This window comes from Candidatus Dormiibacterota bacterium (genome assembly GCA_036495095.1).
GTDB lineage: Bacteria > Chloroflexota > Dormibacteria > Aeolococcales > Aeolococcaceae > CF-96.
In genome coordinates this window covers 1-26,029 of record DASXNK010000037.1, presented here as the reverse complement: position 1 = coordinate 26,029, position 26,029 = coordinate 1, and the positions used below count along the sequence as shown (strand labels likewise).

23 protein-coding genes, 2 tRNA genes and 1 riboswitch are annotated in these 26,029 nt (G+C 74.3%); of the genes, 11 read left to right on the top strand and 14 right to left on the bottom strand.

What is annotated here, in order from left to right; genetic code table 11:
- Positions 1-54: 54 nt before the first annotated feature.
- The 3 genes from VGL20_04175 to VGL20_04165 are packed head-to-tail and all read right to left on the bottom strand — an operon-like array spanning position 55 to position 2,371.
- The gene (locus tag VGL20_04175; protein ID HEY2702866.1) at positions 55-309 is read right to left on the bottom strand and encodes a hypothetical protein; all 255 of its coding nucleotides are present in this window, start codon (positions 307-309) and stop codon (positions 55-57) included.
- Complete coding sequence (locus VGL20_04170; GenBank protein HEY2702865.1) at positions 306-1,538, bottom strand: hypothetical protein; 1,233 nt, start codon at positions 1,536-1,538, stop codon at positions 306-308. The genes VGL20_04175 and VGL20_04170 overlap by 4 nt, the downstream gene beginning before the upstream one ends.
- Positions 1,539-1,543: 5 nt before the next feature.
- Positions 1,544-2,371, bottom strand: coding sequence for a hypothetical protein (locus VGL20_04165; GenBank protein HEY2702864.1), 828 nt, complete (start codon positions 2,369-2,371; stop codon positions 1,544-1,546).
- A gap of 191 nt (positions 2,372-2,562) precedes the next feature.
- Here VGL20_04165 and VGL20_04160 point away from each other — a divergent pair, with 191 nt between their 5' ends.
- Positions 2,563-3,447 carry a complex I NDUFA9 subunit family protein gene (locus tag VGL20_04160; protein HEY2702863.1) on the top strand — a complete coding sequence of 295 codons (885 nt, stop codon included), beginning with the start codon at positions 2,563-2,565 and terminating at the stop codon, positions 3,445-3,447.
- Between the two features lie 137 nt (positions 3,448-3,584).
- Positions 3,585-3,661, top strand: a riboswitch (cyclic di-GMP riboswitch).
- A gap of 41 nt (positions 3,662-3,702) precedes the next feature.
- Complete coding sequence (locus VGL20_04155) at positions 3,703-4,338, top strand: hypothetical protein (protein ID HEY2702862.1); 636 nt, start codon at positions 3,703-3,705, stop codon at positions 4,336-4,338.
- A gap of 3 nt (positions 4,339-4,341) precedes the next feature.
- On the opposite strand, the gene VGL20_04150 is transcribed toward VGL20_04155, so the two are convergent.
- From VGL20_04150 to VGL20_04140, 3 genes are all read right to left on the bottom strand, one after another.
- On the bottom strand, positions 4,342-5,631 hold the full coding sequence (locus VGL20_04150; GenBank protein ID HEY2702861.1) for a DUF1501 domain-containing protein: 1,290 nt from the start codon (positions 5,629-5,631) through the stop codon (positions 4,342-4,344).
- A gap of 5 nt (positions 5,632-5,636) precedes the next feature.
- Positions 5,637-7,139 (bottom strand): DUF1800 domain-containing protein, encoded by a 1,503-nt coding sequence (locus VGL20_04145; protein ID HEY2702860.1) that lies wholly within the window; start codon positions 7,137-7,139, stop codon positions 5,637-5,639.
- 126 nt (positions 7,140-7,265) lie between these two features.
- Complete coding sequence (locus VGL20_04140; GenBank protein ID HEY2702859.1) at positions 7,266-7,736, bottom strand: Lrp/AsnC family transcriptional regulator; 471 nt, start codon at positions 7,734-7,736, stop codon at positions 7,266-7,268.
- Between the two features lie 135 nt (positions 7,737-7,871).
- Between VGL20_04140 and VGL20_04135 the strand changes: the two genes are divergently transcribed.
- Positions 7,872-10,529: a S53 family peptidase gene (locus VGL20_04135; GenBank protein ID HEY2702858.1), complete on the top strand. Its 2,658-nt coding sequence runs from the start codon at positions 7,872-7,874 to the stop codon at positions 10,527-10,529.
- Positions 10,530-10,759: 230 nt separating this feature from the next.
- Positions 10,760-11,446 (top strand): hypothetical protein, encoded by a 687-nt coding sequence (locus VGL20_04130; protein ID HEY2702857.1) that lies wholly within the window; start codon positions 10,760-10,762, stop codon positions 11,444-11,446.
- Between the two features lie 64 nt (positions 11,447-11,510).
- Here the strand turns inward: VGL20_04130 and VGL20_04125 are convergent, their stop codons facing one another.
- Complete coding sequence (locus VGL20_04125; GenBank protein HEY2702856.1) at positions 11,511-11,999, bottom strand: hypothetical protein; 489 nt, start codon at positions 11,997-11,999, stop codon at positions 11,511-11,513.
- A gap of 267 nt (positions 12,000-12,266) precedes the next feature.
- Here VGL20_04125 and VGL20_04120 point away from each other — a divergent pair, with 267 nt between their 5' ends.
- Genes VGL20_04120 through VGL20_04105 form a run of 4 tightly spaced genes read left to right on the top strand, consistent with a single transcriptional unit; the run spans position 12,267 to position 16,623 of the window.
- Positions 12,267-13,127, top strand: a complete 861-nt coding sequence (locus tag VGL20_04120; GenBank protein ID HEY2702855.1) for a hypothetical protein — start codon at positions 12,267-12,269, stop codon at positions 13,125-13,127.
- The gene (gene hppD, locus VGL20_04115; GenBank protein HEY2702854.1) at positions 13,124-14,242 is read left to right on the top strand and encodes a 4-hydroxyphenylpyruvate dioxygenase; all 1,119 of its coding nucleotides are present in this window, start codon (positions 13,124-13,126) and stop codon (positions 14,240-14,242) included. Before VGL20_04120 ends, hppD begins: the two co-directional genes overlap by 4 nt.
- A 10-nt stretch (positions 14,243-14,252) precedes the next feature.
- Complete coding sequence (locus VGL20_04110) at positions 14,253-15,425, top strand: homogentisate 1,2-dioxygenase (GenBank protein ID HEY2702853.1); 1,173 nt, start codon at positions 14,253-14,255, stop codon at positions 15,423-15,425.
- Between the two features lies 1 nt (position 15,426).
- Positions 15,427-16,623, top strand: a complete 1,197-nt coding sequence (locus VGL20_04105) for an aminotransferase class I/II-fold pyridoxal phosphate-dependent enzyme (protein ID HEY2702852.1) — start codon at positions 15,427-15,429, stop codon at positions 16,621-16,623.
- Positions 16,624-16,725: 102 nt separating this feature from the next.
- Here the strand turns inward: VGL20_04105 and VGL20_04100 are convergent, their stop codons facing one another.
- Both VGL20_04100 and VGL20_04095 read right to left on the bottom strand, forming a co-directional pair.
- A complete protein-coding gene (locus tag VGL20_04100) occupies positions 16,726-17,349 on the bottom strand; it encodes a uracil-DNA glycosylase (GenBank protein ID HEY2702851.1) in 624 nt (207 codons plus the stop codon).
- On the bottom strand, positions 17,346-19,967 hold the full coding sequence (locus VGL20_04095; protein ID HEY2702850.1) for a glucosidase: 2,622 nt from the start codon (positions 19,965-19,967) through the stop codon (positions 17,346-17,348). Before VGL20_04095 ends, VGL20_04100 begins: the two co-directional genes overlap by 4 nt.
- 67 nt (positions 19,968-20,034) lie before the next feature.
- Here VGL20_04095 and uppS point away from each other — a divergent pair, with 67 nt between their 5' ends.
- On the top strand, positions 20,035-20,814 hold the full coding sequence (gene uppS, locus VGL20_04090) for a polyprenyl diphosphate synthase (GenBank protein HEY2702849.1): 780 nt from the start codon (positions 20,035-20,037) through the stop codon (positions 20,812-20,814).
- A gap of 4 nt (positions 20,815-20,818) precedes the next feature.
- On the opposite strand, the gene VGL20_04085 is transcribed toward uppS, so the two are convergent.
- On the bottom strand, positions 20,819-21,418 hold the full coding sequence (locus VGL20_04085) for a hypothetical protein (protein ID HEY2702848.1): 600 nt from the start codon (positions 21,416-21,418) through the stop codon (positions 20,819-20,821).
- Positions 21,419-21,494: 76 nt separating this feature from the next.
- The gene (locus tag VGL20_04080) at positions 21,495-22,157 is read right to left on the bottom strand and encodes a hypothetical protein (protein HEY2702847.1); all 663 of its coding nucleotides are present in this window, start codon (positions 22,155-22,157) and stop codon (positions 21,495-21,497) included.
- A 321-nt stretch (positions 22,158-22,478) separates the two neighbouring features.
- On the opposite strand from VGL20_04080, the gene VGL20_04075 reads away from it, so the two are divergent.
- Positions 22,479-23,183, top strand: coding sequence for a hypothetical protein (locus VGL20_04075; protein ID HEY2702846.1), 705 nt, complete (start codon positions 22,479-22,481; stop codon positions 23,181-23,183).
- A gap of 1 nt (position 23,184) precedes the next feature.
- Here VGL20_04075 and VGL20_04070 read toward each other — a convergent pair whose 3' ends face one another.
- The 3 genes from VGL20_04070 to VGL20_04060 all read right to left on the bottom strand — a co-directional run bounded on the left by VGL20_04070 (position 23,185) and on the right by VGL20_04060 (position 25,563).
- Positions 23,185-24,606 carry an ATP-binding protein gene (locus tag VGL20_04070; GenBank protein ID HEY2702845.1) on the bottom strand — a complete coding sequence of 474 codons (1,422 nt, stop codon included), beginning with the start codon at positions 24,604-24,606 and terminating at the stop codon, positions 23,185-23,187.
- Positions 24,570-25,286, bottom strand: coding sequence for a response regulator transcription factor (locus VGL20_04065; protein HEY2702844.1), 717 nt, complete (start codon positions 25,284-25,286; stop codon positions 24,570-24,572). The genes VGL20_04070 and VGL20_04065 overlap by 37 nt, the downstream gene beginning before the upstream one ends.
- 184 nt (positions 25,287-25,470) lie before the next feature.
- Positions 25,471-25,563, bottom strand: a tRNA-Ser gene (locus VGL20_04060).
- Between the two features lie 105 nt (positions 25,564-25,668).
- On the opposite strand from VGL20_04060, the gene VGL20_04055 reads away from it, so the two are divergent.
- Positions 25,669-25,758, top strand: a tRNA-Ser gene (locus VGL20_04055).
- Positions 25,759-26,029: the final 271 nt, after the last annotated feature.

Below are 26,029 nucleotides of genomic sequence, written 5' to 3'. Positions count from 1 at the left end.
TCGCCGGCCCCTCCCCGGCGGGGCACTCCGGCGGCCCGGGGCACGGTGTCAGGCTCAGTCATAGCGACGCACCACCGTCCAGCGGAGGGTGTCGAGCTCACGGCACAGCTCCAGGCAGTCGCCCCCGGCCACCAGGCAGCGGCGGTACTCGCGGCGCACCGGCACCCGCCACCAGTCGGTCTCCACGACCCAGCGGTTGACGGTTCCGGTGACCGCCCGCCACCCCCCGCCGGTGCGCACCGCGGTGGGGCTGCCGTCGGCGGCGACGCGCACCTGCTCCCCCTCCCCCGCGTCGAGCAGCTCGGTCATCTCCCTGACCGCCCGGCCACCACGACCGGGACCGGGGCCGCCGGCTCCCAGGTGAAGCGGCGCTCGGGCACGTCGCCGGGGTCGAGGGTGAGCCGCGGCCGCACCACCGTGGCGGTGCCGAAGCGGTCCTGGAGACGGGCCACGGCGCTGGCGACGGCGTCGCGCTCGGCGTCGCCGCGGCGCCAGAGCTCGACCTGGCGCCCCGAGGCGGTGGAGAGCTCGTCCACCTCGATGCGGAGACCGGCCACCGGTCCGGTGGGCTCGAGGGCGCCGAGCAGCCCGAGCACCGTGGCCCACAGCTCGGTGGCGGAGCCGGCCGGGGCGGGGGGGACGCGGGTGCCCGCCGCCACCGGCCCCGCCTCGCCCTCGAGGACGAGGCCGACCCGCCCCGCCGACAGGCCGCGCTCGCGCAGCCGGGCGCCGAGGATGCGGCAGGTGCGCTCGGCGCAGCGGCTCAGCAGCTCGCGGTCGGCGGCACCGCCCTCGATGACCAGCCGCTCCACCAGCGTCCGCGGAGCGGTGGCGGGGGTGACCGGCGCCTCGTCCTCGCCCCGCGCATAGCGGTGGATGGCCTGGCCGGCGTCGCCACCGAACTGGCGGCCGAGGTCGGCGGGCGAGAGCGCGGCGACGGCGCCCAGGCAGTCGAGCCCGAGGGTGCCGAGCCGGGCCAGGATGGCGGCGTCGACGGGCAGCAGGCCGATCGGCAGCGGCGCCAGGAAGGCCGCCTCCTCGCCGGGGCGGACCCGGCGGACGTGCCGTGGGGTGCTCACCCGCGCCGCCATCCAGGCGGTGAAGCGCGAGCCCGCGACCCCCACCGCGGGAGCGGTCCCCAGCCCCCGGGTGAGCGCCCGCGCCGCCGCCGCGGCCCAGGCGGCCTCGCCGGGGTGCTGGGCGTGGTGGCCGCCGAGGTCGGCGTAGGCCTGCTCGTCGCCCATCTCCACCGAGGGCACCACCGCGCAGAGCTCGCCGAGCGCGGCCTCGCGCAGCCGCGCCGCGGCCACGACGTCGAGGTCGACGAACACCGCCTGGGGGCAGAGCTGCTGCGCCTGGCGGAGAGGCTGGCCGGGACGCACCCCCGCCGCCCGGGCGGCCGGCGAGGCGGCGAGCACCGGCAGCCGCAGCACCGGCGCGCCGCCGACGATCACCGCCTCGGTGCGCAGCTCGGGGTGGCGCTGCCACGCGGCCAGCAGCCCGAGGTGGTCGAAGTGGGCGCAGAGGATGCGGGGCACCGGGATCAGCCCGCGAGCGCGGGCGAGGCGGGGAGCGGAGTGGCGGCGGCGGCGGCGGCGGCGGCCGGCTGCACGGGCAGCTCCTCGACCACCGCGGGCAGCCCCACCACCTCGGCGGCGGCGTGGGGGCGGGGATAGCGGAGCAGCAGCGCCGCCTCCTCCCCCACCCCGCCCAGCTTCGACTTCACCACCGTCAGCCGCACCCGCAGCCCGGTGACGTCGCCGTGCGCCAGCTGCCAGTTCAGCGGCGCACAGGCGACGGTGAGCGACGAGGCATGGGCCAGCGGCGCCGCCGGTGGCGAGGGCGCGGAGACGCAGGCCACCGCCCCCCGCCCCTGGACCGCGCCCACCAGCGCGGAGAGGGCGTGCTCCCATCCCCGCTCACGCCCGGCGGCGCTCCCCAGGGCGACCGCCAGCCAGGGCACCCCGGCGGCGACCAGGGTCCGGGCCATCGCCAGCCCCGGCCCCAGCGCCCCCCCGGGGGGACGGACCACGTAGCAGGCGTCGAGGTCGGCGCCGAGGTCGGCGAGGAAGCCGGGGTCGAGGGTACCGGCGAGGTCGACGTAGGCCACCGCCATGCTCCGGCTGGCCCGGGCGGCGAAGGCCTGGAGGAGGGTGAGCCGTCCCGTCGCCCGCCCCCGCTCGCCGGTGAGCACGGAGATCCGGCCGCAGGGGAGGCCCTGGGGAAGCACCCCGTCGAGGACGGGGATGCCCGTCGACCACGCCGCGGCGGTGACGGGGTCGCCTCCCCACCGCACCGCCGCGTGACCGTGACGGCGCTGGAGGCGGCCGACCACCTCGTCGAGTGCTGCCGGAGGGCGCTGACGCGACATCTCCTCTCATCCCGCACACCCACTCACCACGTCGGTCCCGGCCTCGGACAGGGGAGCGAAGGGAGAGGGCGAGAGGCTGGGTTGACAGCATAGCGAACATCCGTTCGTGGTCGCAAGCGCCCCGGGTGGCGGCTGCTCCGACGGGCACGCCCCATCCCATACTCTCTGCCGACGCCAACAGGAGGACGGCCGTGGCTCGCATCGCCATCACCGGTGGGACCGGTTTCGTCGGCATCCACACCTCGCGCGCCCTCGCCGCGGCGGGTCACGACCTGCGGCTGCTGGCGCGGGGCACCCGCCGCGGGCCGCGGCCGGCGGGGGCCGAGTGGGTGCGCGCCGACGTGGTCGGCGGTGAGGGCCTGGTCGAGGCGCTGCGCGGCTGCGACGCCGTCGTCCACCTGGTCGCGATCATCCGCGAGAAGCGGAGCCAGACCTTCGCCCGGGTGAACGCGGAGGGCACCACCAACGTGGTCCGCGCCGCCACCGAGGCGGGGGTCGGCCACATCGTCCACATCAGCGCCATCGGCGTCGACCCCGACCCGCGCTATGCCTACCTCGCCTCCAAGTGGGAGGGCGAGCAGGCGGTGCGCGGCGGCGCCGTGCCCTTCACCGTGCTCCGGCCCAGCCTGGTCTTCGGTCCCGGCGACGGCTTCTTCACCGTGCTCGCCAAGCTGATCCGGCTGAACCCGGTGGTGCCGGTGGTGGGCGACGGCCGGGCGCTGTTCCAGCCGATCGCCGTCTCCGACCTCGCCCGCATCATCAGCCTGTGCATCGAGCGCGGGCCCTCGGGCGAGGTCCACGAGGTGGGCGGCCCCGAGCACCTCACCTACGAGCAGATCATCGACATCATCAAGGCCGAGACCGGCAGGCGCCGGCGCAACGTCCACGTGCCCGTCGGCGCGATGCGCCCCCTCGCCGCTCTGTTCGAGAAGGTGCTCCCGAACCCCCCGGTCACGCCCGGCCAGCTCCGCCTCCTGGAGAAGGAGAACGTGACCCGGGTCGACGCCGTGGCCACCCAGTTCGGCTTCGACCCCCTGTCCCTCGAGGGCAACGCCGCCTACCTGCAGGACTACTGACCGGACCCCGGGAGCGGGCCGGAGGGTCCCCCGCCGTCAAGAATTGTTCAGGGGCGGACACAGGGGTGATTCCCTGGTGACAGGGCGGCGGCGCGGCGAGATCCGTCCGCGTTGCGGGCCTACGGTGCCGGTGTCGGCTTCGGAAAGGGCAAACCCTCCGCGAGGAGGGGACGCAAAGCCTCGGGTCTCGACAGGAGATGGCCGGGCTGCCAATGAAGTCACTGGCAGGGGCCGACAGCTCGGAGGGATGCTGTCATGGCCCCGGAGACGACCGCGCCGGCGAGCGAGACCCTGGAGACCCCCCGGCCGCGCCGCCTCCGGCCCGGCTCGAACCTCCTCCTCGGCGCCGCGCTGATCGCCTCCGTCACCGCCGGGTCGCTCTGGGTCACCGGCGCCGGCACGCGGGTCGCCGCGGCCAGCCCCAACTCCGCCGCCCGGTCGGTCGCGCTGCCCGCCCCGGCCGCCACCCCGGCCATCGGCAGCCTCCCGGTGGTCATCACCCTGCCCTCCGGGCCGGCGAACACCCTGCGCAGCGGCGACGGCAGCCTGGACACCACGGTCACCACCTACTCCGACTGCAGCGGCGCCACCGAGCTCACCCACGTCAGCGCGGCGGTCGACACCTGCGTCGGCGGCCGCACCTACTTCGTCGGCCACAACGCCGGCGTCTTCACCCCGCTGCTCGACCTGGGCGTCGGCTCGATCATCACCTGGTACGACAGCACCGGCGCCGCCCACCGGCTGCGCATCGTCGAGGTGCGCGACAACTGGCTGCGCGACGACGGCGTGCCGCCGCTGGCGAACGGCAACGTGGTCGCCCAGTTCCAGACCTGCGAGACCGCCTACCCCGACGGCTCCCACGACCGCATCCTCGACGCGGTGCCGGCGTAGCCCTCAGGAGGCGAGCGCCGGATGGGCCGTCCCCGCCACTGACGGGGCCGAGCGCAGGAAGCGCACCGGGGTGATGCCGTCGCCGGCTCCGTAGCCGAGCAACGAGCCCGCCGGCGGTCCCGCCAGCCAGCCCTCGAGCACGGTGGCGTACACCTCGCGCAGCTCGACGGCGCGCACCATGTTGCCGTCCTTGTCGAGGCTGGAGAGCGAGGGCTGGACGCCGTGGAGGCCACCGGCCACGCCGTCGCCGACGAGCAGCATCGGGGCCGCGGTGCCGTGGTCGGTGCCGCCGCTGCCGTCCTCGTTCACCCGGCGCCCGAACTCCGAGAAGGTCATGAGCAGGTACTGCTCGGGGTGGCCGGTCGCCAGCGCCAGGTCGTGGAAGCGCCCGATGGCGGCGTCGACGAGTCCGAGCAGGCGGTCGTGGTTGGGATTCTCCGCGGCGTGGTCGTCGAAGCTCCCCAGGGTCACCATGGCGATCTCGACGCCGAGGTTGGAGGTGAGCAGGGTCATCGCCGTGGCCACCTGGTCGGCGAGCGTCCCCGTCCCCGGGGTCGCCCCCCGGGCGAGCGCGGCGATGGCGCGCACCGCGCCGACGGTGGTCCGGCCGCCGCTGAGCAGCGCGTCGGTGGCGGGGTCGCCGCTGGTGCCGCTGCAGCAGTCGAGGTAGCCCTGGTGGAGGCGCGCCGCCTCGCTGCCGGGCGCGTCGGCGCCGTCGTCGAAGTGGAAGCCCCCGAGCGAGGAGATGGCGACGCCGCTGGTCTGCTCGCCGGTGAGCGCCTTCGGAAGGCTGTTGCCGATGCTCACGGCGCGCAGCGCGCCGCCCCGCCCGGGGGTGCGATCGAGGTACCGGCCCAGCCAGCCCGACCCCTGCCGCACCGCGGGGTTGCCCGACTGCCAGATGTCCATCGAGCCGAAGTGCGAGAGATCGGGCTTGTCGTAGCCGACCCCCTGGACGATCGCGACCCGCCCCTGCTGGTAGAGCGACTGCAGCTTCACCAGGTTCGGATGGAGGCCGACCCCGGGGCTGCCGGGCAGGGGCAGCACCTTCGCCTGCGGGATGTTGATGAGCGGACGCCTGGCGTAGTAGTCGCCGCTGCCGTAGGGGACGACGGTGTTGAGCCCGTCGTTGCCGCCGGCGAGGAGCATGACGATCAGCTTGCGGCCGCTGCTCGGGGTGGCCCCGGCGGCCGCGGCGTGCAGCGCGCCGGCGTCGAGCCACATCGGGGCGATCACGGTGGCGGCTCCCAGGGTGCCGCCCAGCCGGAGGAGGTGGCGTCGGGTGATCCGCATGGTCGTCACCGCAGGTTGTAGTCGGGCGAGGCGAGAAGCAGGGTGAGCACGCCCCGCGCCACGGTCTTGTCGTCGGCGTGGGCGGCGCGTGCCGCGGCCACGTAGCCGCTGATCGCCGCGGAGGTCGCGGGCAGCAGGTCGAGCAGGCCGAGCCGCAGCATCCACGGCTGCGGCGCCGGGGCCGGGGTGCCGTCGAGCAGGGCGCCGAGCTGGTCGTCGGTGACCAGCTGCGCGGCGCGGGCGGCGAAGTTGTAGCGGGCGAGCAGGGTGGCGGTGTTCGCCCAGGCGGTGCCGCCGTGCCAGCCGGCGACGTTGGGCGGATCGAAGAGGACCTGCCCCATCCTGGTGCACTCCTCCGCGAGCAGGTCGTTGGGTGCGGTGCTGTTGCCGGGCTGGCCGAGCAGCGACTCGACGTAGCCCAGGGCACCGTCACCGCGGGCGAGGTTGAGCCCGCGGATGGTGCCGGCGACGAGCTCGGCGGGCGACTTGATAGTGCGCGCGGCGCCGTCCGAGAACTCCGGGCGGAGCAGCAGCGCGCGGACCATCGGCCTGACCTGGTAGTTCGATGCGACGAAGGCCTCGGCCATCGCCTGCACCACCTGCGGCTCCGGGTCGGGACGGTGGAGGAAGCCGGCGAGGCGCCGGGCCACGTGGTTGGCGGCCACCGGTCCCTGGGGATGCCGGTCGAGGACGATGTCGACGACGTCGCCCGCGCCCCATGGTCCGGTCTGGCCGAGGAGGGTCTTGGGCCCGGCGTCGTGGAGGGCGGGGTTGAAGGCGACGGCGCCCTGCTTGTCGACGGTGTAGCCGGTGAAGGCGCGCGCCGCCTCGCGGACGTCGCCCTGGGTGTAGCCGGCGTCGTGGCCGAGGCTGAACAGCTCCATGAACTCGCGGCCGTAGTTCTCGTTCGGCCTGCCCTTGCGGTTGGTGTCACCGTCGAGCCAGATCAGCATCGCCGGATCGGCGGTGATCGCCTTGCAGAGCGCCCGGAAGTCGCCGGCGGCCTGGCTGCGGAGCAGCCGGTTCTGGCCGATCATCAGCTCCAGCCGGCGCACCTTGACGAATCCGGTGGCGAAGTGGCCGTGCCAGTGGAGGGTCAGCTTCTCCTCCAGCGGGTTGGGGGTGGTGGCCATCCGCTGCAGCCACCAGCGCTGATACGGCTGGGGGGTCGGGTTGTTGGCGTCGCCACTCTGGGCGACCTCCTGCAGCGCCATCACCTCGAGGTCGTCGGCGCGGCCCGCCGAGCTGGCGAAGCCGAGCAGGTGATCGACGGTGGCGGTGTAGCCTGCCGCCGCCCACTGGTCGATCTCGGCGACGGTGGCGCCGAATCCGGCCCGGGCGAAGAGCCGGGCGACCCGGCGGCGGGCGTCCAGCGGCGCCACCGGCGCGGGCGCGGCCGCGGGCTGGGCCGGCGCGCGCACGGCGCCGAGCGCGGGGGTGTGGGGCACCGGCAGCCCGAGCAGGTGCAGGGTCTTCCCGAGCAGCCCGGCCACCAGTGGATCGGCCATCTCAAGCCCCCCTCGGAGGAGCGCCTCCCGCCCGGCCGGCGCCGCCCGGTCTGATCTCGACGCCGATTAACGCACTGGCGGCCCTGCATCGTCCGGTTCGATCGGAGCGATGCTCCGAGGCCCGGGTCAGGGGAGGACGAACGGTTTCCGCACCACCTCGTCGAGCACGAAGATGGTCTGGGTGCCCTGGACCATGGGCAGGCTCTGGAGGCGCTCGAGGACGACGTCGCGGAGGGTCTCGACGTCGGTGGCGCGGACCAGGATGAGGGCGTCGTGGGTGCCGGTGGTGAGCGCGCAGTACTCCACCTCGGGCATCTCGACGAGCTCGGTGCGCAGCGCCCGCCAGTCCGGCTGGCGCACGGACAGGAGCACGAGCGCGGCGATCCCCAGCCCCATCCGGCGGCTGTTCACCCGGGCCGTGAAGCCCTCGATCACCCCCTCCTCGCGGAGCCGCAGCAGCCGGGTGTAGGCGTTCGCCCGCGACACCCCGACCTGCTCGGCGAGGGCGGCGATGCTGATCCGGCCGTCGTCGCGAAGCACCTCGAGGATGCGGCGGTCGATCCGGTCCAGGCCGGCGGGCTGCTGCGCTCTGGGCACGGAGCCGGACCTTAGACGACAGAGCCGATCGCAAGAAAGCGGACGCTGGAGCGTCGGAGGGATGAGGGGGACGCCAGCCGTTCAGGTCTGCATCCGGCGCAGATCGGGGCTCGACGACCTCGGGGGAGTCTGCCCATGGCAAGAGGACCGCTTCGTCGAGCGCTCACCGCCGTCGTCGCCACCGGGATCCTGGTGGCGGGCGCAGCGAACCTCCACGCCGCCGTCCTCGACGGGCCGCCCCTTCCCGCGGTGGTCCAGCTGGCCCAGAACCTGCTTCCGGGCCTCGACAGCCTGGTCGCCCAGGCCCTGCCCCCGGCGTCGACGCCGCTCCACATCGGCGTCGGCCTCGCCCCCTCCGACCCGGCCGGCGAGCAGGCGCTCCTCACCGCCCTCTACGACCCGGCCAGCCCCCTCTACCACCGGTTCCTCACCCCCGAGCAGGTCGCCTCGAGGTTCGGCGTATCGCCGGAGCGGGTCTCGGCCGCGGTGGCCTGGCTCCACGGTGCCGGGCTCGAGGTCCAGCACGTCGGCTCCGGCGGCACCTTCATCGAGGCGGTCGGCGCCGTCGGCCAGCTGGACCGGCTGCTCGGCACCACGGTGCGCTCCTACAGCGCCGGGGGCACCAGCTTCCTCGCCAACGACCGGGCGCCGAGCGTGCCCGGCGGCCTCGGGGTGATCTCGATCGTCGGGCTCAACACCCTCCAGCACTTCTCCACGCCGCACAGCACCACGTCGGCCGCGAGCGCGCGGACCCGGCTCGGCGCCACCCCCGCCCCCGCCGGCCTCTACACCGACAGCTACACGCCCCAGGACCTGTGGTCGCTCTACCAGCAGCCCGCCGAGAACCAGGGCCAGGGCCAGACCATGGCGATCTTCGGCGCCGGGGCGACCGACCCGGTGGTGGCCAACCTGCGCCGCTTCGAGGACCTGAACCACCTGCCCCACGTGCCGGTGGTGGTGAAGCACACCGGGCCGGGCCCGTGGAACGACAATTCCGGTGAGGGCGAGTGGAACCTCGACACCCAGGCGAGCACGGGCATGGCTCCGCTGGTCCGCCAGGAGCAGCTCTACTTCGGCGCCTCGCTCAGCGACGCCGACGTCGCGACGATGTTCTCGACCTGGGTCAGCGACCCCAACGGTCCCCGCCAGGCGAGCGCCTCGTTCGGCGAGTGCGAGACCAACCCGCTCAACTTCCTGCTCGGGAACCCGATCGCCAACCCGCTGCCGAACGCCGGCCAGGCGCTGGGCAACAACCTCGAGCCGGTCGCCGAGCAGACCCTGCTCCAGGGCACCCTCGAGGGCCGCACCCTCTTCGTCTCCACCGGCGACACCGGCTCCTCCTGCCCGATCGCGGTGCTCCCGATCGTCGGCGCCGGCAACGGTGTCCTGAACCAGGTCGTCCCGCTGGCCAACTACCCGGCGGCGAGCCGGTACGTGGTCGCGGTCGGCGGCACCGTCCTCTACGCCAAGCAGGGCACCAGCCCGAAGGAGCGCGCGCTCGAGTACGCCTGGCCCTTCGGCGGCGGCGGCTCCGCCCTCTTCATTCCCCGGCCCGACTACCAGAAGGGGGTGAGCGCCGTGAACCACCCCTGCCTGATCGGCAGCGGCCTGCTGCAGATCTTCACCCCCGGCACCATGTGTCGCGGGCTCCCCGATGTCAGCGCCCTCTCCGGTGACGTGATCAGCAACGGCTACACCGTCGTCACCGACATGATCCCCGGCACCTCCGGCGGCACCAGCCTCTCCGCCCCGCTGTGGCTGGGGATGTGGACCCGCATCCAGGCGGCCGCCCCCGACCAGGCGCACGGCCTCGGCTTCGCCAACCCGCTCCTCTACGCGAAGGGCACCAGCTCGCACTACGCCCAGGACTTCCACGACATCACCCTGGGCACCAACGGCCTCAACGTCGCCGGCGCCGGCTGGGACTACGTGAGCGGCTTCGGCACCCCGAACCTCGGCAACCTGATGCGGGACATCACCGGGACCACCGCCCCGGCGGTCACCACCGGGCCGCCCGCGGTGCCCGACCCGGTGCTCGCCACCCCCTGCGGACCCGCGTTCGTGACCGCGCCGGGGAACGCCACCGATCCGCTCACCGCGGCGCCGATCCCGCAGATGGACCTGACCCGCGGCGAGCTCGACCTCAGCCCCGACGGCACCACCCTGCGCGCGGTGCTCACCGTCGCCGACCTCACCGGCCAGGTGCCGTCGATCTCGCAGGCCGCCGACTACACCCTCTACTGGACCTACGCGGGCACCACCTGGTACGCCCACACGAAGATCGACCGCACCGGCGCCGCCACCTTCGAGGACGGGAGCGTCGGCGGCGGCAAGGCCGCGGCGACCCACGTCGACGCCGGCCGGATCGTGCCCGGCAAGCCGGGCCTCGTCGAGGTGGACGTGCCGCTGGCGAACGCCGGCAACCCGCCCGCGGGGGCGCGCCTCGCCTATCCCTATGGCGTGACCTCGCTGGAGCTGGCGACCCTCAACCTCACCGTGGACGCCGGCGGCGGCCAGAACGACGCCGCCGCCCTGCCCTGCGGCAGCGCCGCGCCGGCACCGGCCAGGGTGCCCTCGGCGGCGCCCGCACCGCTGCCCCTCCCGGTGCCGCTGCCCCTCCCCCTCCCCGCGCTGCCGGTGCCGGGCCTGGGCGCGGCCGCACCTGTCCCCGGGGCGCCGGCTCCGAGCCTGACCATCCTCGGGATCCCCATCAGCCTCGGCGGCCCCGCTCCGGCGGCGCCCAGGACCAGCTCCGGTGGGCTGCTCGGGCTGGTGCTCCGCCTGCTCTGGTAGCCCGGGCGCCGGGCGGTCGCACCTCCCGGTGCGGCCGCCCGGACCGACCGGACAGATGGCAGGTGCGCGCGGTTCGTTGTTTTTACCCGATCTGTCAGCAACACAGTACGGATGTTCTGGCCATCTATGGCCGATCTACTTACTGTCGAGCGTGACCTTTTCATGAGTGACACCGTTGTGTGTGCGACATGGGTTCTCCTCGTCGACGGATCGGCTTTCGCGCCGCCGCAGTGACCGTCGTCGCCGCCGGCGCGGTGATCATGGGATACAGCGGGACCGCCGGCGCGGCCACCGCCCCGGGGCCGCGGCCGGCGGCGCTGGCGCGGCCCTCCACCGCCGAGGCGGAGACCCGCGAGCATCGCTGCACCACCACCCGGTCGGGGTCGGAGGCGCCGGAGCAGGAGCGCGACCGCTGCGACGACGACGCGACCCACGACCAGCCCACTCGCGAGCACGCCCGCCAGGACAGGGACGGCCGCCACCACGGCGGCCACGAGCACGAGGGCGGCGACCACCGCCCGGCGACCGCCGAGGGCGGCACCGGTGACACCGGTGACACCGGTGACACGGGCGGCATCGCCGGCCACGCCGGTGAGGCCGCGGCGACGCCGAAGCCCACCCCCGCCCCGGAACCGTCGCCGGTCGCCGACGCCGGGGCGGGGCGAGCCCCGGCGGGCGCGAGCACGCCGGCACCGTCCGGCGGGAGCACCACCACCACCACCACCAGCAGCAGCTCGTCCTCCACGGCCGCCGGCTCCGCCCACGCCGCCGCCGGGACCGCCCCCGTTCCCCCCACCGCGATGCGCGCGCCGGCGCCGGTCCTGACCCCGACCACCGGGGTCGACGGCACCTTCGGCGCCGGGCTGCTGCTCTGCCTCGCCGGCCTCGTCGCGCTCCTGCTCGCCCGGCGCCGCTGACGCGACGAGGCCGCCGGCACGGTGCCGGCGGCCTCGGAAGGGGGGGAGGGGCGAGCGGTGAGGGCTATGCCGCGGCGGCGGCTTTGGGGTGCGGGGTGGCCGCCATCACCCTGGCGATGCGGACCTTCGCCCTCGCCAGGCGCGTGGCCTCCTGGGCGGCGGTGATCGTTCCCTTGGCCCGAGCGGCGTCGAGGCGCTTGGTGATGGTGTCGAGCGCGGCGTCGCGGACCGCCTGCGCCGTGGAGCCGGCGATGGCGTCGAGGGTTTTCCCCGCCCTGACCTGGTCGCGGACCTGCTGCACGGTCAGCCCGGCCTGCCTGGCGACCTCCTTCACGATCACGTGGCGGAGGGCGAGGCCGGAGTGCTGGCGCTTCGCGTTCAGGCCCTTCGGGCCGGGCGTCGGGGTTGTCGCCGGCGCCGGCGAGGCGCTCGTCGCCGCCGCCGGAGCGGAGGCCAGCATCGGGGGAATGGCCGCGGCGCCGATGCCGGCGGCGGTCATCAACCCGGCGCCGGCGAGGGCGATGCGGGCGAGGGTGAAGCGGGGGCGGATCATGGGGCGGGAACTCCGGGCGGGGTGGACGGGAAGGGGTGCGGCGCCAGTGTCCACCGCACCCCGCCCCGGATCGCTGAGGCCACGCTGAGAACCGTCCAGCCCACCACGGCGCGGGGCATCATGGCCCAGACGTACTGTAAGTAAGCGTGGGAATATGTGCTGTTTCGTCTCCAGTAATGCCACGATCATCGACAGATATCGGCGACCGGCGGCATACTTTGACCGGATCATCCAGATCCCCTCGTATCTTCTGGAGGTGGCAGCGACATGGCGATGCTCGTCCACGAGCCGGCGGGCGGCCACGGGCCCGGGTGGGACCGCTTCTTCGCGCGGGTGCGGGCGACGGTCATGGATCACCCGGTGGTCACCGACAACCACTACTGCGCCTGGTTCTCCGAGGGTGCGGTCAGCCGCGACCAGGTCCGCGACCTCGTCCAGCAGTTCTCGGTCTTCAGCAACCTCTTCATCGTCGCCCAGCTCCTCAAGACGATCAACGCGCCCAGCCTGGCCCAGGCGCGCGAGTCGAAGGAGATCCTGGTCAATGAGCTCGGCGTCGTCTTCCGCTCCGGCCGCACCGCCCCGCGCCCCAGCGTGGTCCCCGCCGGCGCGGACGAGATGGAGCGCCTCGGCGACCCCGCCCTGGTCTCCACCGAGGGCACCGTCGACGGCGGCACCTATCACTTCACCGCCGCCCACTTCGAGTGGCTGACCAAGGTGGCGGAGCCGCTCGGGCTCGGCTTCGGCGACATCGGCAAGCGCCGCCACGGCTGGCCCACCACCCTGCACTTCTGCGACGAGCTGGCCCGGATCTACGGCAGCGAGGACCCCGACATCGCCGAGGGCGCGTCCTTCGCGGTCGAGCACTGGGCCGCCGCCGGGTTCTGGAAGCAGCTCATCACCGGCCTCGACCGGTTCCGCGACCGCGAGTGCCCCGAGCTGCGGCTCTCCTTCTTCACCTGGCACGACCGGGTCGAGGATCAGCACGCCGCCCACACCATGGACGAGCTCGTGGAGGCCTACCGGCGCCCCGACTTCGACGAGGAGAAGTTCCTCCAGGGCGCCCGCGAGATGCTCGACGGCGTCCGGGTCTTCTGGGACGGGCTCGAGGAGCGGAGGAACTCGGCGTGACCGAGACGGCGCTCCCGACGGCGGCCACGGACGCCCCGGTGCTGCTCGGCACCGACCACGTCGAGCTCTGGGTGGGCAACGCCCGCCAGGCCGCGCACTACTACCGCACCGCCTTCGGGTTCGACGTGGTCGCCTACGCGGGTCCCGAAACGGGGGTGCGCGACCGCGCCTCCTACGTGCTGCAGCAGGGCCACATCCGGCTGGTGCTGACCGCGGCCCTCGGCCCCGAGGGCGCCGTCGCCGAGCACGTCCGGCTCCACGGCGACGGGGTGCGGAGCATCGCGCTGCGCGTCGAGGACGCCACCGCGGCGTTCGAGGCGGCGGTCGCACGCGGCGCCCGTCCGGTCGAGGAGCCGCACCGCGTCGAGGACACCTCCGGGACGGTGCGGAGCGCCTCCGTGGCCACCTTCGGCGACACCGTGCACCGCTTCGTCGAGCGCCACGGCTACGCCGGTCCCCACCTTCCCGGATACCGCGCGGACCGTCGCACCGGCGGTGGGGTCGGTCTCCGTTCCATCGACCACGCCGTGGGCAACGTCGAGGTGGGGCGGATGGACCCCTGGGTGGACTGGTACCACACCGTCTTCGACTTCGAGGTCTTCCAGGAGTTCGACGAGAACGACATCGCCACCCGGTACAGCGCGCTGCGATCGAAGGTCACCCGCGACCCGGCGACGATGATCACGTTCCCGATCAACGAGCCGGCCACCGGGCTGCGGGTGTCGCAGATCCAGGAGTACCTCGACTACTACCGCGGGCCGGGGGTGCAGCACATCGCCCTCCACACCGACGACGTGGTCGACACGGTGCGGCGGATGCGCGGCGCCGGCGTGGAGTTCCTGACGGCCCCGGCCGCATACTACGAGTCGCTGGCGCCACGGCTCGCTGACCACGGCGTGTCCGAGGACCTCGACCACCTGCGCGAGCTGGGCATCCTCGTCGACTTCGAGGAGGACGGATACCTGCTGCAGATCTTCACCCGTCCGGTCGGAGACCGCCCCACCCTCTTCTACGAGGTCATCCAGCGCCGCGGCGCCCGCGGCTTCGGCAAGGGCAACTTCAAGGCGCTGTTCGAGGCGATCGAGCGCGAGCAGGCGGCCCGGGGAAACCTGTGAGGCGCCACTGATGCGCTCGTACATGCGTCTCGGCGAGGTGCCGCGCAAGCGGCACATGCGGGTGGTGCGCGAGGGGCGTCCGGTCTTCGAGGAGCTCTTCGGGCGCGAGGGGTTCAGCGGCCCGTCGTCGCTGCTCTACCACCGCGGCATGCCCGAGGCGGTGCACGACATCGCCCCCGGACCCGACGACACCGCCGCCCGCGAGCTCGAGCAGGTGCACGGCCACTCCCACATCGAGGCGTGGCGGCTGGACCAGCACGGCGACGCGGTCAGCGGCCGGCGCTGGCTGCTGGTCAACGACGACGTCCGCATCGGCGTCGCCGTTCCCGCCCACGCCCAGGAGACCCTGTACGTCAACGCCTCGGCCGACGAGGTGCTCTTCCTCCACCGGGGCTCGGGGACGCTGCGCTCCCAGTTCGGCCGGCTGCCGCTGCGCCAGGGCGACTACGCGGTGATCCCCCGCGGCACCATCCACCGCCTCGACCTCGACGACCCCGCCGCGTCCCGCGTGCTGGTCGTCGAGTGCGCCGGGATCGTCGACTCGCCCGACCGCTACCGGGCGCGCAACGGACAGCTGGTCGAGTCCGCCCCCTACTCGGAGCGCGACGTGCGCGGCCCGGTCGACCTGGAGAGCGTCGAGGGACCCGCGGAGGTGTGGATGAAGCGCGCCGGCCGGGTCACCCGCTACTGCCTCGACCACCATCCGTTCGACGTCGTCGGCTGGGACGGCACCGTGTACCCCTGCGCCCTCTCGGTGCACGACTTCGAGCCCCGCGCCGGCCGCTTCCACGTGCCCCCGCCGACCCACCAGGTGTTCCAGGCCCCCAACCTGGTGATCTGCAACTTCGTCCCCCGCAAGATCGACTGGGACCCCGAGGCGGAGGCCCTCCCCTACCACCACTCCAATCTGGATTCGGACGAGGTGATGTACTACGCGGGCGGCAACTACAGCGCCCGCCGCGGCATCCGGGAGGGCTCGATCACCCTCCACGTCGGCGGCGTCCCCCACGGCCCCCAGCCGGGCGCGCTGGAGGCGACCCGCGACGCGCCCCGGGAGACCGACGAGCTCGCGGTGATGATCGACACCTTCCGCCCGCTCCACCGCACCACCACGGCGCGGCAGGTTCTGGACAGCTCCTACCCCTTCTCCTGGCACGCTCCGGACCGGCCGGAGGAGAGCTGAGATGGACAATGACGGGATGCTGTCGCGCTGGGCGGCGGCGCAGCTGGAGGCGGGCGGCTGGGTGCGCCGCATGTTCAGCGAGGGCGAGCGGCTGCGCGCCCTCCACGGGCCCGACTCGGTCGCCGACCTCGCCCTCGGCCAGCCGCTGGGCGAGCCCGTCGAGGCGGTGCGCTCCGCCATCGCCGCCGCCGCCGCCGAGCGCGGCGCCGAGCGCTTCGGCTACATGCCCAACCTCGGCTTCCCCGAGGTGCGCGCCCGGGTCGCCGCCGACGCCGGGGTGGATGTCGGCCCCGAGTGCATCGTCCTCACCGGGGGTGCCGGTGCCGCGGTCTGCCTGGCGCTGCGCGCCTTCGTCGACCCCGGCGACGAGGTCGTCGGTGTGCTGCCCTTCTTCGGCGAGTACCGCGCCTACTGCGCCACCGCCGGCGCCACCTGGGTGACCGCCGCCTCCACCGCGGACTTCGGTCTCGACCTCGGCGCCATCGAGCGCGCGCTCACCCCCCGCACCGCCGCGCTGATCCTCAACACCCCCGGCAACCCCTCCGGCCACGTCGCCACCACCGCCGAGCTCGGCGGCCTCGCGGCGCTGCTCGAGCGCCACCGGCGGCGGCACGGACGGCGGGTGGTGCTGATCGTCGACGAGGTCTACCACCGCCTCGTCTACCCGCCCGCGGTGCACGTCCACCCCTTCGCCGTGCACCCCGCCACGGTGCTGGCACGCTCCTTCTCGAAGGACCTGGGGCTCGCCGGCGAGCGGATCGGCTACCTCGCGCTCCACCCCGACCTGGCCACCCCCGAGGTGATGCGCGGGCTGGAGCTCTGCCAGCGCGCCCTCGGCTTCGTCAATGCGCCGGCGACGATGCAGCGGATGCTCATGCACCTGCCCTCGCTGGACGTCGACATCGCCCCCCACCTGGCGCGCCGCGACCTCGCCGTCGGCCTCGCCCGGGACGCTGGGCTGGAGGTGGCGGAGCCCCAGGGCGGCATCTACGTGTGGGTCCGCGCCCCCGGCGGCGACGGCCTCGCGGTCGCCGGCGCCCTCGCCCAGCGGCGGGTGCTGGTCGCCCCCGGCACCGCCTTCGGCATGAGCGGGTGGCTGCGCATCTGCTTCACCGCCCCGGTGGCCGCGCTGGAGCGGGGGATCCGGGTGCTCGGCGAGTACGCCATCCTCCACCCGCCGCTGGAGATGAGCGCCTAACCGCTCCGCCCTTCTGGCTCTGGTCGTCGACGCGCCAACTGGGCGGCATCCTCCTCGGCATCTACGCCCTGGGACAGATCGGCCGCTGAGCCCGGCGCCGGCTCAGGGCTGCCGGCCGAGCCAGTCTCCGAGCAGCGCGCCGAGACCGGCGCGGCAGGCGGTGGCACCGCCGTTGGCGGGATGGCGCACGCAGGGCACGTCGTCGCCGAGCGCGGCGGCGGCGAGCCGCCCGATGGCGACGACATGGGCGGGACGCACGCGGTCGAGCAGGCGGCGCAGGAACGCGGCGCCCGCCTCCAGCTCGGCGCGGGTGGGACGGCGGTTGCTGTGCGGCACCGCCCCCGCCGGATGGGTCGGCACCAGGTTCCAGAGCAGCACCGACCCGGTCCAGCCTCCCGCCGCCAGCGCCGACTGGACGATCGTCGCCGACGGCTCGCTCCAGCCCCGCGGGTGTCGTGAGCTGCGCCGGTAGGGGCCGCCCTCGACCAGCTGCCGCTCGCAGAGCAGCACCAGCCCGGAGTAGCGTGCCCCCCGCCAGCCCGCCGCCTCGGCGACCGCGACCACCGGCGCCTCGCGGCGGTCGCGGAGCTGGCGGCGCAGGTTCTCGCGGCGGATCAGCGGCGCCTCCGGCCCGAGGTCGTCGCCTCCGGTCTCGGCGTACTGGTTGAAGGTGGCGCCGACCCGGGCGGCGGCGATGTCGTCGACCAGGGCGTCGAGCCCGCTCACCCGCCCGATCCGGGGGGCGACCAGCGCGCCCCGCGGGTGCGGATGAGGTCGGCGACCAGCCCCGTCCATCCGGTCTGGTGCGACGCCCCCAGCCCGGCGCCGGTGTCGCCGTGAAAGTACTCGTGGAAGAGGAGGGCGTCGCGCCAGGCGGGGTGCTCCTGGAAACGCGCGGTGTCGCCGAAGCAGGGCCGGCGGCCGTCGCCGCCGCGGGTGAAGAGGCCGATCAGCCGGCCGGAGAGCTCGTCGGCGACCTCGACGAGGCTGAGGCTGTGCCCCGAGCCCCGCGGGTGCTCGACCCGGAAGCCGTCACCGAGATAGGCGTGGAAGCGCTGCAGGGCGCCGACGATCAGGTGGTTGATCGGCATCCACACCGGCCCGCGCCAGTTGGAGTTGCCGCCGAAGAGGCCCGAGGTCGACTCGCCGGGCTCGTAGTCGAGGGTGAAGCTGGCGCCGTCGACGGTGGTGACCAGCGGCCGGTCGCGGTGGCGCAGGCTGAGCGCGCGTATCCCGTGCGGGGAGAGGAACTCGGTCTCGTCGAGCATGCAGGCGAGGATCCGCCGCAGCCGCTCCGGGCTGACGATGGAGAGCAGATGCCGCTCGCCGATCCCGGGGACGGCGATGTGCGACACCACCGCCGCGGCGCGGGGCCGGTTGCGCAGGAACCACCCCATCCGCGAGCTGAAGTCGGGCAGCGCGGCGCCGAACCCGGCGTCGAGCACGGTGACGGCGAGGAGCGGGATCAGCCCGACGATGGAGTGGGCGCGCAGCGGCATCCGGCCGCCGTCGGCGGTGTGGAGGACGTCGTAGTAGAAGCCGTCGGCCTCGTCCCAGAGGCCCTGCTCCTCCATCGCCAGGGCGATGAGCGTGAAGTGCTCGAAGAACTTGGTGGCGACGTCCTCGTAGGTGCGGTCGTGCCGGGCCAGGGTGAGCGCCACCTCGAGCATGTTGAGGCAGTACATCGCCATCCAGGCGGTCGCGTCCGACTGCTCGAGATGGCCAGCGCCGGGCGGCAGCATCGAGCGGTCGAAGGGGCCGATGTTGTCGAGCCCGAGGAAGCCGCCCTCGAACACGTTGCTGCCCTCGGTGTCCTTGCGGTTCACCCACCAGGTGAAGTTGATGAGCAGCTTGTGGAAGATGCGCTCGAGGAACTCGTGGTCGGTGCCGCCGTCGATCGCGAAGACCCGCAGCGCCGCCCAGGCGTGGACCGGCGGATTGACGTCGCCGAAGCTCCACTCGTACGCGGGCAGCTGGCCGTTGGGGTGCATGTACCACTCGCGGCAGAGCAGGATCAGCTGCTCCTTGGCACGCGCCGCGTCGACGTGGGCGAGCGTGACGCAGTGGAAAGCGAGGTCCCAGGCGGCGAACCATGGGTATTCCCAGGTGTCGGGCATGGAGATCACCTCGTGGCTGCCGAGGTGGCGCCAGCCGCCGTTGCGGCGGGCCCGCTCCGCCGGGGGCGGCGGGAACACGGGGTCGCCGTCGAGCCAGCGCTCCACGCTGTAGTTGTAGAACTGGTACGACCAGATCATCCCCGCCAGCGCCTGGCGAAGCACCGCAGCCTCGTCGCCGGACGCGCCCGCGGGCACCAGCGCGGCGTGGAACAGGTCGGCCTCGTGGCGGCAGGCCGCCACGGTGGCGGCGTGGCCGTCGCCGAGGTCGGGGGCGGCGTCCCCGGCGGCGAGGCGCAGGCGCAGCCGCCGGGTCTCGCCGGGCCCCACCGACAGCCGGTACCGGAGCGCCGCCCGGGTGCCGGTCTGCGCAGGGTTGACCGTCGCCGCGCCGGAGACCACGTGGTCGTTGATGCCGTCCTTGGGAAACGGCGACGCCCCATCCTCGCCCCACAGCCGGCGGGCGTTGCTCTCGTTGTCGCAGAAGAGCAGGCCGGCGCCGGGGTCGCCTGCGAGCGTCCAGCGGCCGAGGTGGTGGTGCTCGGCCAGGATGCGCCCCTCCACCGCCGAGAGCCGCGGCACCCGCGGGTCGTGCCCCCAGGCCCAGGTGTTGCGGAACCAGAGCATGGGCAGGACGTCGAGGTCGGCGGGCTCGGGGCCGGCGTTGACCACGGTGATCAGCGCGCAGATGTCGTCGGGCCCGGCCTTCGCGTACTCGACGGTCACGTCCCAGTAGCGGTCACCGTCGAGCACGCCGGTGTCGACCAGCTCGAACTCGGGGTCGAGCCGTCCCCGGCGGCGGCTCTCCTCGACCAGCCGGTCGTAGGGGAAGGCAGCCTGGGGATACACGTGGCGCCAGCGCAGGTAGGACGCGGTGGGGGTGGCGTCGGTGAACCACCAGTACTCCTTGGCGTCCTCGCCGTGGTTCCCCTCGGAGCCGCTCACCCCGAAGATCCGCTCCTTGAGGATGGGGTCGCGACCGTTCCACAGCGCCAGGGCCATGCAGAGCACCTGGCCGTCGTCGCAGATGCCGGCCAACCCGTCCTCGCTCCAGCGGTAGGCCCGGGAGCGGGCGTGGTCATGGGGCAGCGAGCTCCAGGCGTCGCCGCCGGCGCTGTAGTCCTCGCGGACGGTGCCCCAGGCGCGCTCGGCCAGGTAGGGGCCCCAGCGGCGCCAGGGCACGCGGTCGGCCTCGAGCAGGCGGCGCCGCTCCGGATCGGGGTCGGGCATGGCGCGGATGGTTCCAGATCGGTGGCGTCGACCGCCCCGCCTCGAGCCCGGCGCCCACAATGCCCGGATGCCCCGCCGGCTCCCCGAACTCGCCTACGATCTCTACCGCATCCGGCTCTGGGCGCGGGTGCGCAGCGGGCCGATGCCCCAGCACCTCGCCGTCATCCTCGACGGCAACCGCCGCTTCGTCGAGGAGCACCGGCTCGCCTCGATGCGCGACGGCTACGCGGCCGGCGCCCGGCGGGTGCGCGACGTCCTGGTCTGGTCGGAGCGCGCCGGCGTCCAGGCGGTGACCCTGTGGGCGATGTCGATCGACAACCTGGGGCGGCCCGAGGCCCAGATCGAGGCGATGAGCGGGGTGATCGCCGACGAGCTCGACGCCGTGGTCCCGGGCGCGATGCGCCGCGGCTGGCGGCTGCGCGGCATCGGCCGGCGCGACCTGCTGCCCCTGGAGCTGCAGCACACCCTGACCCGGATCGAGGCGGAGACGGCGGCGAACAGCCGGCTCACCGTGCAGTTCGCCCTCGGCTACGGCGGCCGCGAGGAGATCGTCGACGCGCTCCGCCGCTGGGCCGCCGCCGAGGCGGTGAGCGGCCTCCCCGTCGAGGAGGCGCTGGCGTCGCTGCAGCCCGACGCGCTGACGCCCTTCCTCTACGGCGGCGACCTCCCCGACCCCGACCTCATCCTCCGCACCAGCGGGGAGCTGCGGCTCAGCGGGTTCCTGCTCTGGCAGAGCGTCTACTCGGAGTACTACTTCACCGACGTCCTCTGGCCGGACTTCCGCGAGATCGACTTCCTGCGCGCGCTGCGCAGCTACCAGGCGCGGAGGCGGCGCTTCGGGCGCTGACCCCTCAGGCCACCGCGGCCGCCTCGCCGGCGGCGGGCATCCCCACCAGACCGCCGGCCATCGCCCAGAGGCGGGGGAGGAAGCCGCGGCAGTCCTCGAGGGCGGTCCGGACGTCGTCCGCGGTCATCACCCCCGGGCGGGTGTAGAGCGCCTCGTGGCGGCGCTTCCGCAACCGCTCGCTGGTGGTCGCCATCAGCCGCGACCGCGAGCGCCCGGTCAGCGCCTCGACCAGCTCGGCGGTCAGCGCGATCGCCAGCTTGTGCCCCTCGAAGTCCCGGGCGTGGTAGCCGAGGCAGTGGAGCACGGTGTCGGCGGTGTTCACCACCGACTGGTAGAGGAAGACGATGGCCACGTCGGGGTCGTCGAGGTGGCGCACCGCGCGGCGGAAGTTCAGCGCGGCGAGGTGGAGGCCGTCGGCGACGAGGTGGGGCTCGACGGCGACGCACTCGAGGCGGCCGCGGGCCTGGAGGTCGTCGAGGCGGGCGCGGACGGCACCGAGGCGTCGGTCGTCGCGGAGCAGCGACGCTCCGGGGGTGACGGCGGTCGGGCTGATGCGGTGGGTGGCCAGGCGTGAACGCTGCCACCTGGGGTGGGGGGATGCCACGAAGGTCTCCTCGGACTCGGGTGGGCGCGCCGTGGGGACGCGCCGAGACGCCGGCTGCCGCCGGCAGGTCCCGGGGTCAGGGGAGGGCGGGGGGAGGCCGGCTCCAGAGCCGGCGGCCGAAGCGCTCGACCGGGGCGTCGAGGCAGGGACGGGCACCGCGGGGGACGCCGTCGTCCCGCCGCCGTGCCCAGAGGGTGCGGAGCAGCCGCTCACAGCGCTCGAGCGCGCCGGCCCGGCCGGCGAGGGCCCGGCCGGCGAGCAGCAGCGCCGCCGCCAGCACCAGGGCGACCCCGAGCTGGAGCGCCGCGGCCGCCCAGTGGACGCCGAGCACCGGGCCGAGACCGGCTGCGCGACCGCCGGCGAGGACCGACTCGATGTTCTCCTGTGCGAGGTAGACACCCAGCTGTGCGGCGCCGAGGGGCAGCCAGAGGGCCACCAGCCGGGCCGGTGGCGACACCACGGCCGCGGTGCCGGCGGCGCACCCGGCGGGGATGGTGCCCCCGCCCCGCCAGGCGTGCGCCAGCCCGGCGCGGGCGCTGTCGAGGCGGCGGCCGAGGGCCAGCCACGCCCGCCAGCAGCCGGCCCCGGCGGCGGCGGCGGCGAGGGCGAGGAGCGCCCCCACCGGCACCATGTAGGCGTGGGCGCCGGCGAGCGCGGAGCGCACCGGGGGGGCGCCGTCGACCACCCGCAGGTACTCCAGGGTGTGGCCGAGCCACGCCCCCAGCAGCGCCGCCGCCACGAACGCGCCAGCAGCGCCAGAAGCGGCACGGCGAGGCGGCGTCCAGGGGTGCATCAGGGCGAGCATATCCGACCCCGGCTTCGCGTGGACGGTCGATTTCTCCTTGTGCGGCAAGGGGTGCTGCCGCTTTCGCCCGGCAGCGCCGGATGATCCGGCCAGAAGCGGCAACAACGTGCGTGGGTCCTCGAGGAGGTGCTTCGAATGCGTCGTTTGCTCGTCCCTCGGATGCGACATATACTGTCAACCCACGCGGGGAGCGCAGGCTGGGGGGTACTCGAGAGCGTGGATCGACGGCAGTCACCGGTGCCCGAGTCCGGTCGCATGAGCACCGGTGCCGCCCTGCGCGCCTACCTCGCCGCCTCGTCCCGGCCGGCCCCGCCGGCTCCTCCCCCCACCCGGCCTCCCGCCGAGCTGGTGGGGCGCCCGGTGCCGCCGCGGCCGGTGGTGCCGGAGCTGGCTCCGCTCCCCGAGGAGGTGGTGGTGCACCGCCGTCTGAAGAGCGCGTTCATCGACTTCGACGCCCTCATCGCCAGCCTCCGCGTCGACCGCCTGACCGGCTACGTGCGGGCCCAGGCGCGCGACTTCGAGGGCATCCTGCTCTTCGCCCGGGGTGAGCGCGGCCTCAGCTGCTTCCGCGGCGAGACCGTGGTCACCGGGCCGCGGGCTGGCGAGCTGGTGCGCCGCCGAGCGCTGGAGGACGACGTGCTCCTCGACGTGGTGCGGGTGCGCTCGATCACCGCGGGCATGCTCCCCCGCCTGTTCACCGGGCCGGCGCGCCACATCGGCTTCACCCGCTTCCTCCATGTCGGGGAGCTGATCGGCTCGCTGGTCGACGAGCGGACCGACGCGGTGGTGATGGTGTCCGGGCGGCTCGACACCGGGGTGGTGGTGGTGCGCGGCGGCCGCGTCGACAGCGCCTGGACCCGCCTGCACCCGCGGCCGCTGACCTCCCTTCAGGTGGTGCTCGCAGCCGCACCCGAGCCCACCGCGCGAGTCGAGATCTTCACCGCCTCGGGCGACGGCTAGCCTAGGCCGGGGCCGCGGGCTCGCGCGGGTCGGCGGCGAGCTCGACCACGAAGTGGGCCCCGGATGGCGGCCCGTTGGGCGGGGCGAGGGCGAGGCTGCCGCCGTGGAGGTCGGCGATCACCGCGCACAGCGCGAGCCCGAGCCCGGCGCCCCCGGTGTCGCGGCCGCGGGCGGGATCGGCGCGAGCGAAGCGCTGGAAGAGGCGGTCGCGGATCGACGCGTCCACCCCCGGACCGGCGTCGGCCACCTCGAGGCGCCAGCGGCCCTCGTCGCATGCGGCGGTGAGGATCACCTCCTCACCGGCCGGGCTGTGGCGCACCGCGTTGTCGAGGAGGTTGTCGATGAGCCGGCGGAGCAGCTCGCGGTCGGCCCAGAGCGAGCCCGCAGGCGGCGGCTCGAGCGCCAGGCTCACCCCCCGCGACCCGGCGAGGACGCGCCAGCGGTCGACGGTCTCCTCGAGCAGATCGGTGACGTCGACACTCTCGAAGCGCGCCGCCAGCGAGCCGGCGTCGGCCCGCGCCAGCAGCAGCAGCTGGTCGGCGAGCCGGCTCATCCGCTCCACCTCGCTGAGCACCAGCCGCTCGGTGGCCTGATACTCGTCCACCGACCGCGCCCGGGAGAGCGACACCTCCAGCTCGGCCCGGATCATCGCCAGCGGCGCGCGCAGCTCGTGGGCGGCGTCGGCGGTGAAGCGCTGGAGGGTTCCGAAGCCGGACTCGAGGCGGGCGAGCATCGCGTTGAAGGTGCCGGCGAGCTCGCCGAGCTCGTCCGGCGGGAGGTCGAGGGCGATGCGCCGGTGGAGGTCGTGCTCGCTGATGTCCCGGGCCGCGCCGGCGATCACCCGCACCGGCTTGAGGGCCCGCCCGGCGGTCCAGTAGCCGAGTACGGAGGCGATCACGACCATCGACACCACCACCACCACGAGCAGGATCTTGGCCTCGTTGAGCGCGACCTGGACCTCGCTCATCGGATGGCTGCCCACCATCAGGGCGCGCCCGCCGTTGCCGAGGTCGACCACCTTGGCGAGCACCCGCACCTCTCCCCCGGTGTCGGGCATGGTCTCGAGGATCGGGTTCGCGAGGGTGGGGTGACGGCGGAACACGGCCCCGGCGAGGCGCGGGGTGACCGGCCGGCCGATGCTGTCGAGGATGGCGCCGGTGGGCCCCAGCAGCATCGCGCTCACCTCGCCCTGCTCGATGTCGGGCACGGCGTCCTTCTTGTCGATGCGGACCGGGGTCACGTCGCTCTCGAGACCGTTGATCAGCGCCTGCACCCGCTCGCTGAGCTCGCTGTCGGTGGAGGCGTACTGCGAGCGCACGTAGGCGACGTAGAACGCGCTCGACACCACCGTGGCGAGGACGATGAAGAGCGCCGAGTAGGTCGCGGTCAGGCGGACGCGGGTGCGCCGGAGGAGGGCACGCATGAGCCGGTGGCCTCGAGGCGGTAGCCCGCCCCTCGAATGGTGGTGATGAGGTCGGTTGCGCCACCGGCGGCCAGTTTGCGCCGCAGCCGGGCGATGTAGACCTCGAGCAGGTTCGACTCGGTGTGGAGGTCGGTGTCCCAGACGTGCTCCTCGATCTGGCTCCGGCTCAGCAGGCGGCCGGCGTTCTGCATCAGCAGCTCGAGGATGGCGAACTCCTTCGGGGTCATCGCCACCGGCTGGCCGCCGACGGTCACCGTCCAGGCGTCGGCGTCGAGCCGCAGCTCGCCGACCTCGACCACCGCCGGCGGCGGCGGCTGGTGGCGGCGCGTGACCGCCCGGATCCGCGCGACCAGCTCGCGGAAGGCGAAGGGCTTGACCAGGTAGTCGTCGGCGCCCGCCTCGAGACCGCGCACCCGGTCATCGACGGAGTCGCGCCCGGTGAGCATCAGCACCGGCGTGGCCACGCCGCGCCGGCGCAGCTCGGCGCACGCCGAGAAGCCGTCGGTGCCGCCGGGCAGCATCACGTCGAGCACGATCACGTCATAGGAGGCCGCCGAGCCGACCGCGGCGAGGGCCTCGTCACCGCTGCTCACGGCGTCGGCGCGCAGCCCGGCCTCCCGCAGCCCGCGCAGCAGCGCCCGGGCGAGACGCCGGTCGTCCTCGACGACCAAGACGCGCATCCCTGTGGTCTCCGTACGCCCTTCCCTTTCGCTGGCGGCGACGCCGCCCGAGCCGCACTCGGCTGACCGGTCGGATACAGCTTCCCACGTCCCCATGTCGAGCGGCACGGCCGGATCGCCCGCAGCCGCAGGCCCAGGGGACGCCCCCTCTCCGGGGCTCGCCGCGCCGGGCGGGGCTGGGGGCTGGCGGGAAGGGAGGGATTCGAACCCTCGGAGGAGCTTAACACCCCTCACCCGCTTAGCAGGCGGGCGCTTTCGGCCACTCAGCCACCTCCCCGCGGCGGCGTCGAGTATACCGACGCAGGCTTCGCCCGACGACCCGTCGCCGCCCCGTCACCGCCCCCGGCCCCGGGGCCGCACCTTGCCATAGGATGTGCCCGCTGGAGGGATGCCGGAGTGGTTGATCGGAGCGGTCTTGAAAACCGCAAGGGCCGTCAAGCCCTCGGGGGTTCGAATCCCTCTCCCTCCGCCAAGTTGAATACGGAACGTGCGGTCAATGTGACACGGTTTGGTGACTGATACCAGGGTCTGACACCTTCGTTGACACCCTCAGGCTCGTACGTTCCGGCCAGAACTGGTCGAATCTCTCGCGACCGAGGCCTGGCCGCGGTCTCCGCACGCCCCCCGATGACCCTCCGTGAGGGTCGCTCAGGCCGCGCTGCCGATCACCTGTGCGAGCGCGCCGGGGTCGACGGCGAGGTGCTGCGGCACGGTGACGGTGATCGGGTCGCCCTGGGCGAGCA